The 15,320-nt window shown below is 71.1% G+C and carries 17 protein-coding genes; 6 read left to right on the forward strand and 11 right to left on the reverse strand.

The genetic code is table 11. The annotated features are described in order from the left end of the window. Positions 1–243: 243 nt before the first annotated feature. A complete protein-coding gene (locus O7614_RS19270) occupies positions 244–2,649 on the forward strand; it encodes a ricin-type beta-trefoil lectin domain protein (protein ID WP_278139855.1) in 2,406 nt (801 codons plus the stop codon). 104 nt (positions 2,650–2,753) lie between these two features. On the opposite strand, the gene O7614_RS19275 is transcribed toward O7614_RS19270, so the two are convergent. Continuing rightward, on the reverse strand, positions 2,754–3,140 hold the full coding sequence (locus tag O7614_RS19275) for a DUF2267 domain-containing protein (RefSeq protein ID WP_278139856.1): 387 nt from the start codon (positions 3,138–3,140) through the stop codon (positions 2,754–2,756). A gap of 177 nt (positions 3,141–3,317) precedes the next feature. Between O7614_RS19275 and O7614_RS19280 the strand changes: the two genes are divergently transcribed. From O7614_RS19280 to O7614_RS19295, 4 genes are all read left to right on the forward strand, one after another. Then, positions 3,318–3,650, forward strand: coding sequence for a nuclear transport factor 2 family protein (locus O7614_RS19280; RefSeq protein ID WP_278139857.1), 333 nt, complete (start codon positions 3,318–3,320; stop codon positions 3,648–3,650). 29 nt (positions 3,651–3,679) lie between these two features. Beyond that, a complete protein-coding gene (locus tag O7614_RS19285) occupies positions 3,680–4,516 on the forward strand; it encodes an oxidoreductase (RefSeq protein WP_278139858.1) in 837 nt (278 codons plus the stop codon). Positions 4,517–4,742: 226 nt separating this feature from the next. Beyond that, on the forward strand, positions 4,743–5,162 hold the full coding sequence (locus O7614_RS19290) for an ATP-binding protein (RefSeq protein ID WP_278139859.1): 420 nt from the start codon (positions 4,743–4,745) through the stop codon (positions 5,160–5,162). Between the two features lie 105 nt (positions 5,163–5,267). Continuing rightward, positions 5,268–5,645, forward strand: coding sequence for a nuclear transport factor 2 family protein (locus O7614_RS19295; protein ID WP_278139860.1), 378 nt, complete (start codon positions 5,268–5,270; stop codon positions 5,643–5,645). A 78-nt stretch (positions 5,646–5,723) separates the two neighbouring features. On the opposite strand, the gene O7614_RS19300 is transcribed toward O7614_RS19295, so the two are convergent. The 7 genes from O7614_RS19300 to O7614_RS19330 form a co-directional block, all read right to left on the reverse strand. Further along, positions 5,724–6,194, reverse strand: coding sequence for a molybdenum cofactor biosysynthesis protein (locus O7614_RS19300; protein ID WP_278139861.1), 471 nt, complete (start codon positions 6,192–6,194; stop codon positions 5,724–5,726). A 234-nt stretch (positions 6,195–6,428) separates the two neighbouring features. Continuing rightward, the gene (gene urtE / locus O7614_RS19305) at positions 6,429–7,121 is read right to left on the reverse strand and encodes an urea ABC transporter ATP-binding subunit UrtE (RefSeq protein ID WP_278139862.1); all 693 of its coding nucleotides are present in this window, start codon (positions 7,119–7,121) and stop codon (positions 6,429–6,431) included. Beyond that, entirely contained in the window at positions 7,121–7,897 is a 777-nt protein-coding gene (urtD, locus tag O7614_RS19310) for an urea ABC transporter ATP-binding protein UrtD (protein ID WP_278139863.1), read from the reverse strand. The genes urtE and urtD overlap by 1 nt, the downstream gene beginning before the upstream one ends. Next, positions 7,894–9,078 (reverse strand): urea ABC transporter permease subunit UrtC, encoded by a 1,185-nt coding sequence (urtC, locus tag O7614_RS19315; RefSeq protein ID WP_278139864.1) that lies wholly within the window; start codon positions 9,076–9,078, stop codon positions 7,894–7,896. Before urtC ends, urtD begins: the two co-directional genes overlap by 4 nt. Beyond that, positions 9,075–9,962 (reverse strand): urea ABC transporter permease subunit UrtB, encoded by an 888-nt coding sequence (urtB, locus tag O7614_RS19320; protein WP_145780993.1) that lies wholly within the window; start codon positions 9,960–9,962, stop codon positions 9,075–9,077. The genes urtC and urtB overlap by 4 nt, the downstream gene beginning before the upstream one ends. A gap of 75 nt (positions 9,963–10,037) precedes the next feature. Beyond that, positions 10,038–11,282, reverse strand: coding sequence for an urea ABC transporter substrate-binding protein (urtA, locus tag O7614_RS19325; protein WP_278139865.1), 1,245 nt, complete (start codon positions 11,280–11,282; stop codon positions 10,038–10,040). Positions 11,283–11,712: 430 nt separating this feature from the next. After that, positions 11,713–12,795 (reverse strand): substrate-binding domain-containing protein, encoded by a 1,083-nt coding sequence (locus tag O7614_RS19330; protein ID WP_278139866.1) that lies wholly within the window; start codon positions 12,793–12,795, stop codon positions 11,713–11,715. Between the two features lie 95 nt (positions 12,796–12,890). Between O7614_RS19330 and O7614_RS19335 the strand changes: the two genes are divergently transcribed. Next, a complete protein-coding gene (locus tag O7614_RS19335) occupies positions 12,891–13,391 on the forward strand; it encodes a MarR family transcriptional regulator (protein ID WP_278139867.1) in 501 nt (166 codons plus the stop codon). 11 nt (positions 13,392–13,402) lie between these two features. On the opposite strand, the gene O7614_RS19340 is transcribed toward O7614_RS19335, so the two are convergent. The 3 genes from O7614_RS19340 to ureG form a co-directional block, all read right to left on the reverse strand. Then, entirely contained in the window at positions 13,403–13,777 is a 375-nt protein-coding gene (locus O7614_RS19340) for a cupin domain-containing protein (RefSeq protein ID WP_278139868.1), read from the reverse strand. 141 nt (positions 13,778–13,918) lie between these two features. Then, positions 13,919–14,635, reverse strand: coding sequence for an urease accessory protein UreD (locus tag O7614_RS19345; protein ID WP_278139869.1), 717 nt, complete (start codon positions 14,633–14,635; stop codon positions 13,919–13,921). Next, a complete protein-coding gene (gene ureG, locus O7614_RS19350) occupies positions 14,635–15,306 on the reverse strand; it encodes an urease accessory protein UreG (RefSeq protein WP_347404403.1) in 672 nt (223 codons plus the stop codon). The genes O7614_RS19345 and ureG overlap by 1 nt, the downstream gene beginning before the upstream one ends. Positions 15,307–15,320 lie beyond the last annotated feature (14 nt).

Genomic DNA, 15,320 nt, shown 5'->3' on the forward strand with positions numbered 1-15,320 from the left:
GGCGCACCGGGCATTACCGCGCCAACCACCACGAACTTTCGCACGGACATCAGCAACTTTTGATGAATCGAGGCGAAGCCATAGACACCCCAATCGAAACCCCTTAATGTCTCGACCCATCCACCCGGTGTTTCCGCAACGTCACTCGTCGGCGTCGAGGACGTTACGGACCCGGGCCGACGGCCTTCCTCACCGCTGCTCTTCGCCCGGCCGTCGGACACTCCACCGCCTCCTGGAGGAACGATGGGCACACCCCTGCTACGCCGACTCCGCACTCCCGCCCTGCCTGCGCTCGCGCTCGTCCTCACCGCCGGTCTCTGGGCCGCTCCGGCCACCGCCGCCCCTGCCCAGGAACCGGGCGTCACACTGCGCGTCTTCGACGTGCAGGTGCCGCTCTCCGAGCTCTGCACCCTCAAACCCGCGCAGACCCCCAACGTGGACAAGCTGATGTCCACCATCAACTGGACCTCGGCGGCCGACTTCGGCTTCGAGGACAACTTCGTCTCGCAGGTACTCGGCAACATCACCACCACCCAGGCCGGCAGCTACACGTTCCGACTCAGCAGCGACGACGGGTCCAAGCTCGCCATCGACAACACCGTGGTGATCAACCACGACGGGTTGCACGGCGCGACCCCACCGAAGGAGGGCACCGTCACCCTCACCGCCGGCCTGCACCCGCTGCGCATCGACCACTTCGAGCGTGGCGGTGGGCAGCAGATCACCCTGGAGTGGAAGACGCCCGGTTCCTCGTCCTTCGTGGTCGTACCGAACTCCGCGTTGAGCACCGACGCCGGCGTGGTGCGGGTGACCGCACCCGGACGCAAGGAGTGCGAGGGCATCGCCGACACTCCCGGCGACGGCCTGCCACTGACCGGGGTGCACCCGGGCTACACGCTGACCAATCTGCGACCCGGCGGCTTCCAGCCGAAGGTCACCGGGATGGACTGGCTGGCCGACGGCCGGCTCGTCGTCTCCACCTGGGGCGGCAGCGACCAGTCCGGCACGTCCCAGGACGGTGAGGTCTGGATCCTCGGCAACACCGGCGGCGCGACCACTCCGGGTGCCGTGACGACCAAGAAGATCGCCGGTGGGCTGAAGGAGCCGATGGGGCTGAAGGTCGTCGACGGGGTGGTCTACGTGACCGAGAAGCAGCGGCTGACCCGGCTGGTGAACACCGGCGGCGACGAGGCAGCCGAGCGCCTGGAGACCGTCGCCACCTGGCCGTACGGGGGCAACTTCCACGAGTTCGCGTTCGGCCTGCTCTACGCCGACGGGTTCTTCTACCTGAACCTGTCGGTGTCGATCAACTCCGGCGGCGCCACCACCAACCCGCAGCCCGCCACCAACCGGGGCACCACCCTCAAGGTCAACAAGGACACCGGCGCGGTCAGCTACGTCGCCGGCGGCCTGCGGACCCCGCACGGCATCGGCTGGGGCCCGGAGGGCGGCATCTTCGTCACCGACAACCAGGGCGGTTGGCTGCCCTCGTCGAAGCTCGTGCACGTCAAGCAGGGCCGGTTCTTCAACCACTACACGAACCCGGCCGGTCCGTTCGACACCAACCCGGTCACCCCGCCGGTGCTGTGGATGCCGCAGAACGAGATCGCCAACTCTCCCAGCACCCCGCTGTACCTGACCAGCGGCCGGTACGCCGGCCAGTTCGTCATCGGCGACGTCACCTACGGCGGTCTGCAACGCGCCAACGTGGAGAAGGTCAACGGCGAGTACCAGGGCGCTTTGTTCCGGCTCACCCAGGGCCTGGAGGCGGGTGTCTCCGAGGTCAACATCGGCCCGGACGGCGCGATCTACGTCGGCGGGCTCGGCGCGGGCGGCAACTGGGGCCAGACCGGCAAGCTGTCGTACGGCCTGCAGAAGCTCACCCCGAACACCGCCACCACGTTCGAGATGCTCGCGATGCGCGCCACCACCACGGGCTTCGAGGTGGAGTACACCCAGCCGGTCTCGGCGACGACCGCCGCCGAGCTGGCCGCGCGCTACAAGATCAAGCAATGGCGGTACGTGGCGACGGCGAACTACGGCGGGCCGAAGATCGACGAGGAGACGTTGACCGTCACCTCGGCCACCCTGTCGGCGGACGGCAAGAAGGTCAGCCTCGCGGTGGCCGGCCGCAAGGCCGGCCGGGTGGTGCACCTGCGCTCCCCGCGACCGTTCACCTCCACCAGCGGCCAGTCACTGTGGAGCACCGAGGCGTGGTACACGCTCAACTCCATCCCCGGCAGCCCGCCGCCGCCGACCGGCGGCACCATCACCGGTGTCGGCGGCAAGTGCCTGGACGTCGACAACGCGGGCACCGCCGACGGTACGAAGATCCAGCTCTGGACCTGCAACGGCACCGCGGCGCAGTCGTGGACACGGGTCGGCGACACGTACCGGGTGCTCGGCAAGTGCCTGGACGTCGACAATGGCGGCACCGCGAACGGCACGAAGATCCAGCTCTGGACCTGCAACGGCACCGGCGCGCAGGTCTGGCAGCCGCAGGGCGACGGGTCGATCCGCAACCCGCAGTCCGGCAAGATCATGGAGGCCGCCGGCGGTAACACCGGTGACGGCACCCAGATCCAGCTCGGCACGTACGCGGGCGGCGCACACCAGAAGTGGGTGGTCAGCAGCGGGGTAACCGGCTGACCTCAGACGAGGGGGCGTGGTCTGACCGGCGGGTCGGGCCGCGCCCCGGCCGTACGAAGACCGTCGCAGCACGGTGCCCGAGGCGTCCGGCGGTCGGCCGTCGGTCAGGGGCCGTGTGGCAGCGGCTGCGCCAGCGCCCGCAGATCCGCCGGGAGCTGGGCCAACGCGTCCTCGAACTCGCGGTGCCCGACCACCCGGTGCATCGTCTGGAGCACCGCCCGGGTGCCCCGCTCAGCGGCCGGACGGTCGATGCCGGCGCGGTCGGCCACCCGGCGCAGGAACTCGTCGAGGCCGAACGCCTCCGGTGGCTCGGCGGCCTTGACCAGCAGCGGGCTCAGCTCGTCGGCCAGGTGCGGGGCCAACGCGCCCGACTCACCGCCGCTGAGCCGCTCGGTGAGGGTCCGCAGAACGGCCTCGGTCAGTGGGCGCGCCTGCTCCGGCGGAACCCCCGCCCGTGCCGCGACCTTGTCGACGAACCCCAGCTCGGCCATGCCCCCGCCCTTCGTCCGGAGCCGGGTGGCTACCCGGGCCCTCCGACGGCAAACCCGACAGCCGCAGCGGGATGGTTCTGTTGGTTGCTCCGCGCGCCACCGTCCCCGTCTCGTACGGTGAGGTCGGACCGGGAACCCGACGGCTGCCGACGGCGGCCCGTGCCGCAGGAGGAGCAGATGGCCGTCGACCTACCCGACGTGATCGACAGGTACTTCCGGGCCGTCAACGACCGGGACCTGGACGCCTTCGTCGCCTGCTTCGCGGACACCGCGAGTGTCGCCGACGAAGACCGGCTGTACGACGGGCGGGCGTCGATCCGCGCGTGGCGGCAGAAGACGATGGACGCCTACTCGTACACCGCCGAGCCGGTCCGGGTGACAACGCAGGCGGGCGACTCGTACCTGGCCCTGACCCGGGTCTCCGGCGACTTCCCCGGCAGCCCGATCGAACTGCGGTACCGGTTCACCCTGCGCGACGGCCTGATCGGCGCCCTGGACATCCGCCCGTAGCCCCAGCAGACCAACGACGGGAGAGCGACGTGCCGCGAGTATGGCTCATCACCGGGTGTTCCCGTGGTCTCGGGCGTGCCCTCGCCGAGGCCGTGCTGGCCGACGGCGACCAACTGGTCGCCACTGCCCGGAATCCCACCCAGCTCGACGCCCTCACCGAGCAGTACGGTGACCAGGTCCAGGCGGTGGCCCTCGACGTCACCGACCCGGCCGCCGCCCGCGCCGCCGTCGACACCGCCGTGGACGGGTTCGGGCGCCTGGACATCCTGGTGAACAACGCCGGGTACGCCGACGTCGCCGCGATCGAGGACATCTCGGAGGACGACTTCCGCGCGCAGATCGACGCGAACTTCTACGGGGTGGTCAACCTGTCCCGCGCCGTGTTGCCCACGATGCGTGCGCAGGGGCGGGGGCACATCGTCCAGATCTCCAGCGTCGGCAGCCGGGTCGCCAGCACCGGTCTGGGCGCGTACCAGTCCGCCAAGTGGGCGGTCAGCGGCTTCTCCGCGGTGCTCGCCAGGGAGGTCGAGACGTTCGGGATCCGGATCACCAGCGTCGAGCCGGGCGGGTTGCGCACCGACTGGGCCGGTTCGTCGATGAGCGCCCCGCCGATCAGCGAGCCGTACCGTCCGGTCATCGACCCGGCCGTGCAGCGGCTGCGTCAGGGCAGCGGCAAGCAGCCGGGCGACCCGGTCCGGGCCGCTCAGGCGATCATCCGGATCACCCAGGTCGACGACCCACCCCTGCGGTTGCTGCTCGGTGCCGACGCGGTGGCGGCCGCCTCGGCTGCCGCCGAGGCCCTCGCGGCGTCCGACGCGCGGTGGCGGGAGCTGAGCGAGTCCATCGCCTACGACACGGCCACCTGAGCGTCCCCTGGGTACCGGACCGACCACGCGTTTCGGGCCGGCCCGCAGGTGATCCGCCGCCGAACGGACGAACGGGCAAGAGCCCGGCGGATGACATGATGTGGCGACAACAGCTTCGGCGCGAGAAAGGTTGCTGCTGTCCGATGGCGCACTTCGAGGCTCCCAGGTGCACGGCGAACGGGCCGATCGTGGTGGCGCTGACCGGTGACCCGCGACCGGAGGGCTGATGCCCGCCGAGCAACGCGACACCGTGATCGAGCCGAGCGCTCCCGCCCACTTCGCGGACACCATGGCATACCAGGTGGCGACCGACGTGCGAGCGCTACGCGCGTTCGTCAGCGCCGCCGCGCTGGCCCGGGGCCTGCCGCCGCACCGGGTGGAACTGCTGACGCTGGCGGTCAGTGAGCTGGCCTCCAACACGTTGCAGCACACCACCGGCGGCGGTCGGGTCCTGCTCTGGGCCGAGTCGGGCCACCTGTTCTGCGACGTCGTCGACCGGGGACCGACGCGGACGTTCGGCCTGGGCATGCCGGCCACCGACGCGGTACGAGGCCGTGGGCTGGCGATCGTGGAGCAGATCTGCGACGAGGTCGTGGTGCTCACCAACGCCGGGGAGACCGTCGTACGGATCCGCCTGACCCTGTGAACGCCGGCGGCGATCCATGCCCGCACCGGCCAGCTGGCCTGTCACAATGCGGACAGACCGGCCCCGTGGTGGGATCGGGTCGGACCCGACCGGGAGGACGGCACGATGCCGGACAGCGCACGCGAGGCAGAGCTGCTCGACGCCGAGCGCACCCTGCAGGCCGCCCAGCGGGCCGGCGACGTCGACGCCCTCGACCAACTGCTGGTCGACCAACTGATCTGCGTCGGCCCGGACGGCCGTACGTACACCAAGCAGGAGGACCTGACGGCACACCGGGAACGCCGCTCGGTGGTGCGGGAGTTGGTCGAGGAGCAGCTTGACCTGCTCGTCGTCGGGTCGACCGGGGTGACGTTCTTCCTGGGCCGGGTGGCCGGCACCTTCGACGGGGCGCCGTACGCGGCTCGCCTGCGCTACACCCGGACCTGGATACACGACGACCCGCACGGCTGGCGGGTCCTCGCCGCGCACATCAGCCCGGTCTGACTCAGCCGTTCCTCCTTGACGAGCCGGCCCCGCTCGTCGAGGAACGCGAACCAACGGTCGCACCGGCAGGTCTTCTCCTCAGGTGACGACGGCGTCGATCGGGCCGACGCGCAGGGTGCCGTCGTTGAGCGGGGTGCAGCGGATGCCGCCGGTGGTGCGCAGTGCCTTCCAGGTGCCCGGGCCGACGGTGACGTCCATCCAGGCGCAGGGCCGGGCCGCCCGGTTGACCCGCAGGCTCACCGGACCGTCGCCGGAGTCCAGCACCAGCACCCGGCCGATCAGCTCGTCCACGGCGATGCCGTTGGTCAGGATGTTGCGCCGGACCTCGGCCAGGCCGATGCCGTCCGGCAGCGATTCCTGGGCGATGACGGTGACGCTGGCGTCGCGGTGTGCCTGCTGGCCGAAGTACCGGTCGCCGACGATGCCGAGGCCGGCCCGGATCAGGACGGCGTCGACCAGCTCGCCGGGTGGGGCGGGTGCCGGGCCGTCGGCTGGCCGGCCCAGGAAACGGTGCACGGGCGAGGCCAGCAACTCGACGATCTCCGGCATGGCAGGAATTGTACGAAGCGACCGGGCACCACGGGTCAGTTCCGCCCGACGGGACGGCCCTGGGGACGGACCGGGCGACGATGTCGGGCAGCATGATGCCGATCACCGCCGACCGGGCCGCCACCGGGCTGTCCCTCCATTACGGAGCGACACAGACGCGCAAGCCACACCCCGGCTCGGGCTGTGAGCGCGGCTGGCGGTGACCACCGGTCACGCCCTGGCGGCGGTACGAGGTCAGACCGCCAGGGCCGCCCGGACGTCGCGCTCCGCGGTGACACCCCCGTCGCCGTGCGAGGTGACCCGGCCGGACTCCAGCACCTGGTAACGGTCCGCCACCCGCAGCGCGAAACCCAGGTGCTGCTCGACGAGCAGCACGCTGAACCCGGACTGCCGGGTCAGCTCGACGATTCGTTCCTGGATCTCCGCGACCACCGACGGTTGGATGCCCTCGGTCGGCTCGTCGAGCATCAGCAGCCTCGGCCGGGTGATCAGAGCGCGCGCGATGGCCAACTGTTGACGCTGCCCGCCGGAGAGCAGCCCGGCCCGACGCCGCAGCAGCGGACGCAACGCCGGAAACAGGTCCAGTACCTCGGCGGTGGCCACCGCGCCGTCGCGCCGGCCGTCGGCGACCAACCGCAGATTCTCCGCGGCGGTCAGGTGCGGGAAACACTGTTGACCCTGCGGGACGTACGCCATCCCCCGCGCCACCCGCTCGTGCGGCCCGAGACGGGTGACGTCCTCGCCGTCCAGTTCGACGGTGCCGGTGCTCGGGCGCAGCAGCCCGGCGGCGACCCGCAGCAGGGTGCTCTTGCCGGCGCCGTTGTGCCCGAGCACCGCGGCCACCCCGTCCGGCGGGACGGCCAGGTCGACGCCGTGCAGCACCCGACTGCGGCCGTACCCGGCGTGCACTCCACGCAGCGTCAGCATCATGCCTCCAGGCCGGTGCGGGCCGACCCGGCGTCGACCGGGTGGCCAAGGTAGACCTCCTGCACGCGCGGGTCCGCCTGGACCTGCGCCACCGTGCCCTCGCTGAGCACCCGTCCGGCGTGCAGCACGGTGACGCTGCGGGCGAACCGGCGCAGGAAGTCCATGTCGTGCTCGATCACGACGACCGTGCGGTCCCGGCTCACCGTCTCCAGCAGCGTCCCGGTGGCGTCGCGTTCCTCGTGGCTCATGCCGGCGACCGGTTCGTCGAGCAGCAGCAGCCGCGCGTCCTGTACCAGCAGCATCCCGATCTCCAGCCACTGCTTCTGGCCGTGCGCGAGCGTCCCGGCGAGGTGTTCGGCCCGGTCGACCAGCCCGATGGTCTCCAGCGCGGCCGCCACGTCGTCGGGGACACCCCGCCGACGGCGGGCCAGGGTCGCCCAGCCGCGCCGGGCGCCCGCCGCGATGTCGAGGTTCTGCAACACCGACAGCTCCTCGAAGACCGCCGACGTCTGGAACGTCCGCCCGATGCCCAGGCGGCTGATCCGGTGCACCGGGCGGCCCAACAGCTCGTCGTCTCCGAACCGGACCGAGCCGGTGGCCCGGACCAGCCCGGTGATCGCGTCGACGAGAGTGGTCTTGCCGGCCCCGTTCGGCCCGATCAGGAACCGGATGTCACCGGCGGGCACCTCCAGCGAGACGCCGTCGACGGCAGTGAAACCGTCGAAGCTGACCCGCACGTCACGGACGGACAACCCGTCCAACCGCTCGCCGCTCATGCCGCCGACACCTCCCGCTCGGCGCGTCGTCGGCCCGGTCGTAACCACCCGCGCCGGGCTGGCGTGGCGCCGCCGTCACGACGGCGGGCCAGCGCCCACAGCGACGCCAGACCACCGGGCAGGAACGCCACCACGACCACGAAGAGCAACCCCTGGAGGTACGTCCACGTGCCCGGGAACCGCTCGGAGAGGGCGGTACGCGCCCAGGCCACCGCCACCGCGCCGAGCACCGGGCCGAGCAGGGTCGCCCGACCGCCCACCGCGACGCCGATGACGAACTCGATCGACGGGACGATGCCGATCAGCGCGGGCGAGATGATGCCCACGGCCGGCACGAACAGCGCCCCGGCCAGGCCCGCCATCCCCGCCGCGACCACGTACGCCACCAGCTTGACCGATGCCGGGTCGTAGCCGAGGAAGCGGACCCGTTCCTCGCCGTCGCGGACCGCCACCAGCAGCTCGCCGTAGCGACTGTGGATGAGCTGACGGGCCAGCGCGAGCAACGCCAACAGTGTGCCGGCGATGACGAAGTAGACCATCCGCTGGTTGACCGGGTCGTCCAGGTCGTACCCGAAGAAGCCCTTGATGTCGGTGAGCCCGTTGGTGCCACCGGTGGTGCCCTGCTGGCCGATCAGCAGGATCACCATCGCGGCGGCGAGCGCCTGGCTGAGGATGGCGAAGTACGCGCCCCGGACGCGGCGGCGGAAGACCAGCGAGCCCAACCCGAAGGCGACCGCCATCGGCAACAGCACCGTCGCGGGCAGCGCGAACCACGGGCTGGCGAACGGTCGCCACCACAGTGGCAGTTCGTCGAGCTGCCCGTACAGCTGCATGAAGTCGGGCATCCCACCCGGGCCCGCGTCGGCGAGCTTGAGGTGCATCGCCATCGCGTAGCCGCCGAGGCCGAAGAAGACCCCCTGGCCGAGGGTGAGCATGCCGCCCCGGCCCCAGGCGATCCCGATCCCCACCGCGACCATGGCGACGCAGAGGTACTTGGCGAGCAGGGACAGCCGGAAGTCCGACAACACCAGCGGCGCGACGGCGAACAGCAGCGCCGCGCCGAACGCGAAGCCGGCCAGGGTCCGCACCCGCGAGCGACCGGCGGGCCGCCCCGGTGGTACGGCCCCGGCGGGTGCCGGGCGAACGGCGGTGTCGGGTGGCGCGGGGGTGAAGGCGGTCATGCGAGGCTCCTGGTCCGCAGGGTGAACAGGCCCTGTGGCCGCCACTGGAGGAACGCGACGATCGCCACGAACACGATCACCTTGGCGACGCTGAGGGTGGTGAGGTACTCCCCGGTGGCCTGGAGGACGCCGAGGGCGAAGGCGACGATCACGCTGCCCTTGAGCTGGCCGATCCCGCCGACCACGACGACCAGGAAGGCGTCGATGATCAGGTTGGTGCCCATGGTCGGGCCGATCGGGCCGAGCAGGGTGAGCGCCACCCCGGCGAGCCCGGCCAGGCCGGACCCGACGAAGAAGGTCGTCCGGTCGACCCGTGAGGTGGCGATGCCGGACACCGCGGCGAGGTCCCGGTTCTGCACCACCGCGCGGATGCGACGCCCGAGTGGGGTGAGCCGCAGCGCCAGGGTGAGCGCCGCGACGGCGGCCAGCGCCAGGGCCAGGATGAACAGCCGGTTGTTCGCGATGGTCAGCCCGCCGGGGAGCGCCACGTTGCCGGTGAGCAGTTCCGGCGCGCGGGTCTGCACGTTCGGGCTGCCGAAGATGTCCCGGGCCAGCTGTTGCAGCATCAGCGACACGCCCCAGGTGACCAGCAGGGTGTCCAGCGGTCGCGCGTACAGCCGGCGGATGAGCAGCAGTTCCAGGAGCGCGCCCATCGTGCCGGCGACCACGAATGCCACCGGTAGCGCGACCACCAACGACCAGCCGGCCCCGGTGATGCTCTGCTGCAGGACGTAGGTGGTGTACGCGCCGGCCATGATGAACTCACCGTGCGCCATGTTGATCACGTTCATCTGGCCGAAGGTCAGCGCGAGGCCGAGCGCGATGAGCAGCAACACCGCGCCGATGCTGATGCCGGTGAAGAGTTGACCGAAGAGGACTGTCACGGTGGGTACTCCGAACTGCTGGTCGGGTGGCCCGGGCAGGCCGCGCGGCAACACGCCCCGCCCGGGCCGGCGTCGTCAGCTCAGGCCGCTCGCCCACGGATAGGTCTTGAGGTACGGGTCCGGCGAGACCGGCTTCCCGGAGTTCCACACCTCGGTGATCAGACCGTCCGCGCCGATCTTGCCGATCCGGGCGGTCTTGGCGATGTGCTGGGTCTTCCCGTCCACCGTGACCAGGCCCTCGGGCGCGTCGAAGGTGATCCCGTCCGAGGCGGCGCGGACCTTCTCCACGTCGAACACGCCGGCCTTCTCGACCATCGCCTTCCACAGGTACACCGCGACGTACGCGGCCTCCATCGGGTCGCTGGTCGGCTTGTCCGCGCCGTACTTCGCCTTGTACGCGGCCACGAACTTCGTGTTCGCCGCCCCCGGGGTGGTCTGGTAGTAGTTCCAGGCCGTCAGCTGCCCCTCCAGGTACTGGGTGCCGATGCCCTTGACCTCCTCCTCGGCGATCGACACCGAGACCACCGGCATGGCGGCGGCGGTCAGACCGGCCGACTTGTACTCCTTGAAGAACGCCACGTTGCTGTCGCCGTTGAGCGTGTTGAACACGGCGTCGGCCCCGGACGACTTGACCTTGTTGACGATCGTGCCGAACTCGGTCGACCCGAGCGGCGCGTAGTCCTCGCCGAGAACGGTCATCCCGTTCGCGGTCGCGTACGCCTTGATGATTTTGTTGGCGGTGCGGGGAAAGACGTAGTCGCTGCCGACCAGATAGACCGACTTCGCGCCCTGTGACTTGAGGTAGTCGAGCCCCGGGACGATCTGCTGGTTGGTCGTCGCTCCGGTGTAGAAGATGTAGGGCGACTGCTCCAGCCCTTCGTACTGCACCGGGTAGAACAGCAACGCCTTGTTCTTCTCGAACACCGGCTTGACGGCCTTGCGGCTGGCCGACGTCCAGCAGCCGAAGACGGCGGCGACCCGGTCCTCGGAGATGAGCTTCTCGGCCTTCTCCGCGAAGGTGGGCCAGTCGGAGGCACCGTCCTCACCGACCGGCTGGACCTTCTTGCCGAGCACGCCGCCGGCCGCGTTGATCTCCTCGACGGCGAGCATGATGGCGTCGCGAACGGTGACCTCGCTGATCGCCATGGTGCCGGAGAGCGAGTTGAGCAGGCCCACTTTGACGGTGTCGCCGGAGACGTCGGCGGTGACGCCGGTGGCGCCGCCCTCGTCGGTGGTCTTGCTGCCGCACGCGGTCATCGCGGCCGCGGCGACCAGGGTCATGGCACCCGCCAGGATGCGGCGGCCCCGGAATAATGACATCTACTCTCCCTGCGGTGCACTCAAGTGGCGAAAGGACGGTCGGTGCGGTCCGATGGGGCTGGCGTGGGCGATGCCGAGGCAGACGGGTGGACGTCGCTTCGGGCATCGACTCGGACATGGGCAGGGAAAGCGTCGACCGGCATCATTGCGCGAGTGTTTCCCAGTCCTTAATTGACTGTTTCCGCGACCATGATCGAGCGTGCACAGAGAAACGGCCGGCACCGTCGAAAAAACGGTTCCGGCCGCTCGGATAGGTTGATAAAGGCGTCACCACAATGGTCGGCAGATGATTTCACCGACTGCGGACGCGAAATGGTGGAATCCGGCCCAGAGGGCAGATCCTTCACACAGGAAGTATCTTAGGTCCGGATCGGGTGCGGCTGTCAAGGGTCCTGTCGACCCGGTCCGGGCGGTTCCCGAGCGGACCGGCTCAGAGCTGGGCGAGCACCGTGAAGTCGAGTCCGTCGGCCTCGGCCAGATAGATGCGCTGACGGACGTGTCGCCGACGCAGCCGCAACCGACCGCGCGGGCCGTGGTACGCCACCGTGTCCGCTGCCGTCTCGATGGCCCGTACGTCCAGGGTCCGGGCCTGACCGATCAGCGCGGCGAGCAGCATCACGCCCTCGTAGCAGGACTCCCCCAGGCTGCCCAGCGGCGGCGCCTCCACCCCGAAGCGACGGGCGAACTCGCCGTGGAAGTCGAGGTTCTCCTGGGTCACCAGCCCGGCGAAGAAACCCGCCGTGCTGAACAACCGCCGGGTCGCGCCGGCACCGCTGGCCAACAGCATGTTCTCGTCCATCAACGTGCTCAGCCGCAGACAGCGCTGGTCCAGCCCGGAGCGGGCGAACGCCCGGTTGAACCGCACCGCGTCCGCACCGACCAGCAGCATCAGCACCGCGTCCGCGTCGCTGTGCTCGATGCGCCGCAACACCTCGCCGAAGTCGTGCGCGTCCAACGGCAGGAAGTGCTGGCCCACCACCTGCCCGCCGCCGCGCACCGCGTACCGCTGGGCCGCCCGTGCCGTCCGACGGGGCCACACGTAGTCGTTGCCGACCACGAACCAGCGACGCACCCGGTGCTCCGCGGCGAGCAACCGCATCGCCGGCCACAGTTGGGCGTCCGGCGTCTCGCTGGTCAGGAAGACCCCTTCGGTACGTTCACCACCCTCGTACAGTGCGGTGTAGACGTACGGCACCCGCTGCGCGATGCGGGGTGCCAGCGCCTGGCGCACCGACGAGATGTGCCACCCCGTCACCCCCTGCACCGCCCCCACCGACACCAGCGCCTCGACCTCGGCGGCCACCTCGGCCGGAGGCGCGCCGCCGTCGACCGGCACCAGCCGCAGCTCACGACCCAGCACGCCGCCACACCTGTTGACCTCCTCCACCGCGAGCTGCGCGCACAGCTCGCAGGTGGGGCCGAACATCCCGCCCGGCCCGCGCATCGGGTAGACCAGCGCGATGCTGACCACGCCACGGTCGACGGTCAGCCACGGCGGTGCCGGCGCGGACATGAGCACATGATTGCCCGATCAACGACCGAAGGCCAGACCTCACCACGGACCGGGACGACTCGGTACCATGGCGGGGCACCGGACCGAGGAGTTCCATGTCAGACGTGCCCGGGGCGCCAGCCGACCTGCTGCGCTCGCTCACCCGCGCCGAACGGCTGCTCTCCCGCCGGCTGGGCGCCGTGCTGGCCGACGACGCGCTGACCGTCGAGGCGTGGCGGGTGCTCTGTCTCCTCGCCGACGGCCAGGGTCACCCGATGAGCGAGGTGTCCGCCGAGGCGTCGCTGCCTCCGGGTACCCTCACCAAACTGGTCGACCACCTCGTCGACCGCAACCTCGTCTTCCGCCGGATAGACCCGATGGACCGTCGACGGATCCGCGCCTACCTCACGGCCCGTGGCCGCCGCGAACACGAACGCCTCGACCAGCGGGTCCGGGCCAGCCTCGCCGAGTTGGACATCCCGACGGACACCGGCCTGGTCGAGCGCCTCGACGACCTGGTCGACCGCCTCGACCCGACGCGCAGTGTCGACCCGACGCGCAGTGTCGACCCGACGCGCGGTGTCGACCGCGCCGACGCGACCGGCTCGCGCCGCTGACCCGCGCCGACTCACTCGACCTTGGTGAGAAGCGGCTTGCCCTTCTCCACGACGTACGTGGCCAGTTCGACGGCCACCCCCTCGCCGACGTTCTTCGCCTGGTGGTGCACGCCGTACGGCACGGTGAGGGCATCACCGGCGTTGCACACCACCGGTGGCTGACCCTCGAGCGTGTATTCCAGGGATCCCTGGAGCACACAGATGATCTCCTCGCCGGGGTGGAAGTGCTTGAACGGCGGCGAGTCCGGGGTGAACTCCACCCGACTCTGGACGACCTCACGTCCGGGAACGCTGAGATCGTGCCTCTGCAGGTCGACACGCCACAGGCCCGGTGCGCCCTCCACCGCCGTCGGACTGATGCCCTCGGGTCGCTCGTTCCCACTCATCACGGCCTCCTGTGCGCCGCCTCGCGAACGGCAGCGGCTCCGGTTGCAGGTCCTCCCGACCATATGGGGAGGCCGACCGGTCCCGGGCGAGGATGCCGAACACGGGAGCCCCGATCCTGGGCCGCGGCGGCGCGGAGAGGCTCACCCGCTGAGGTGGGCACGCAGGGTGTGCGCGTCGGGTGCGGTGGCGGTCCACAGTGTCGCCGGACCACCGGCCAGCGGCAGTCGGGCGACGGTCCCGTCGACCGCCGCCGGCTCGACCGGCCGCGACCCGTCGACCACCAGCAACGAGCCGGTGGCCGGCGCGCCACCGAGCACCGCGGGGCCGGCCCAGCCGGGCGCGTGCGGTCCCACCGCCATCGACTGCCGCAGCAGTGGCCGACCCGCGTAGTCGACGTGCGTGTGCACGACCGCGCCGCCGGGCGACTCGGCGTACCGGCCGCAGACCAGCTCGTCACGCCACCGCAGGCCCGCCCCGGCGGCCAGCTCGACCCGGGATTCGGCGAGGTGCGCGCAGCCGGCCGCCGCGACCAACTGTTCGGGAAGCCAGTGCAGGGTGGCCCCGGCGTGCACCACCGCCCGCACCACCATCCGGGACACCGCACCCGGCCGGCCCGGCAGGGCGATCGAGGCGGCGACGGTGTGCACCCGGACGGCGGCACCCGGTCCGACCTCGATCTCCAGCCGTAGGTCGTCGCCGGCGAGCGGGCCGGCCGCCCCGCCGACGAGGTGCACCGTGGCGACACCACCGTCGGTCGGGGTCTGGCGTAGCAGGAGCGGCGTCTCGCCGTGCAGCTCGACCAGGACCGTGCCGCCCCTGCCGTCGGCCCGGGCGACCAGCCGGGCGAGCGCACGCATCAGACCGGCTCCACCGGCACGGCGAGCGGGTGCAGGGCGGCGTGGTGGGCCAGCTCGTGCCGGATCCAGGCGGCGACGCCGCTCGCCGTGGGGTCTCCCACGATGGACAGGAAGAGGGTCGGCAGGTCGCCGCGCCGAGCCCGCGCGTCCCGGTCCATCACGGAGAGGTCGGCGCCCACCATCGGCGCCAGGTCCGTCTTGTTGATGACGAGGAGGTCGGCGGAGGTGACCCCCGGTCCGCCCTTGCGGGGCACCTTGTCCCCTCCCGCCACGTCGACCACGAAGATCTGCCGGTCGACGAGTCCCCGGCTGAACGTGGCGGTCAGATTGTCTCCACCGCTCTCCACCAGGACCAGGTCCAGCGGGCCGACCGCCTCGGCGAGTTCGTCGACCGCGTCCAGGTTCGCGCCGATGTCGTCGCGGATCGCCGTGTGCGGGCAGCAGCCGGTCTCCACGGCGCGGATCCGGGCCGGGTCCAGCACGCCGGCCCGCCGGAGGAAGTCGGCGTCCTCGGTGGTGTAGATGTCATTGGTCACCACACCGAGCCGCAACTCGTCGGTGAAGGCCCGGCAGAGCGCGGCCACCAGGGCCGTCTTGCCGGACCCGACCGGGCCGCCGATGCCCACCCGAAGGGCGCGGCCGGGCCGTGGCAGCGGCGGGTGCGGATCCACCCCCGGCTCGGGGT

Source organism: Micromonospora sp. WMMD961 (assembly GCF_029626145.1).
Classification (GTDB): domain Bacteria; phylum Actinomycetota; class Actinomycetes; order Mycobacteriales; family Micromonosporaceae; genus Micromonospora.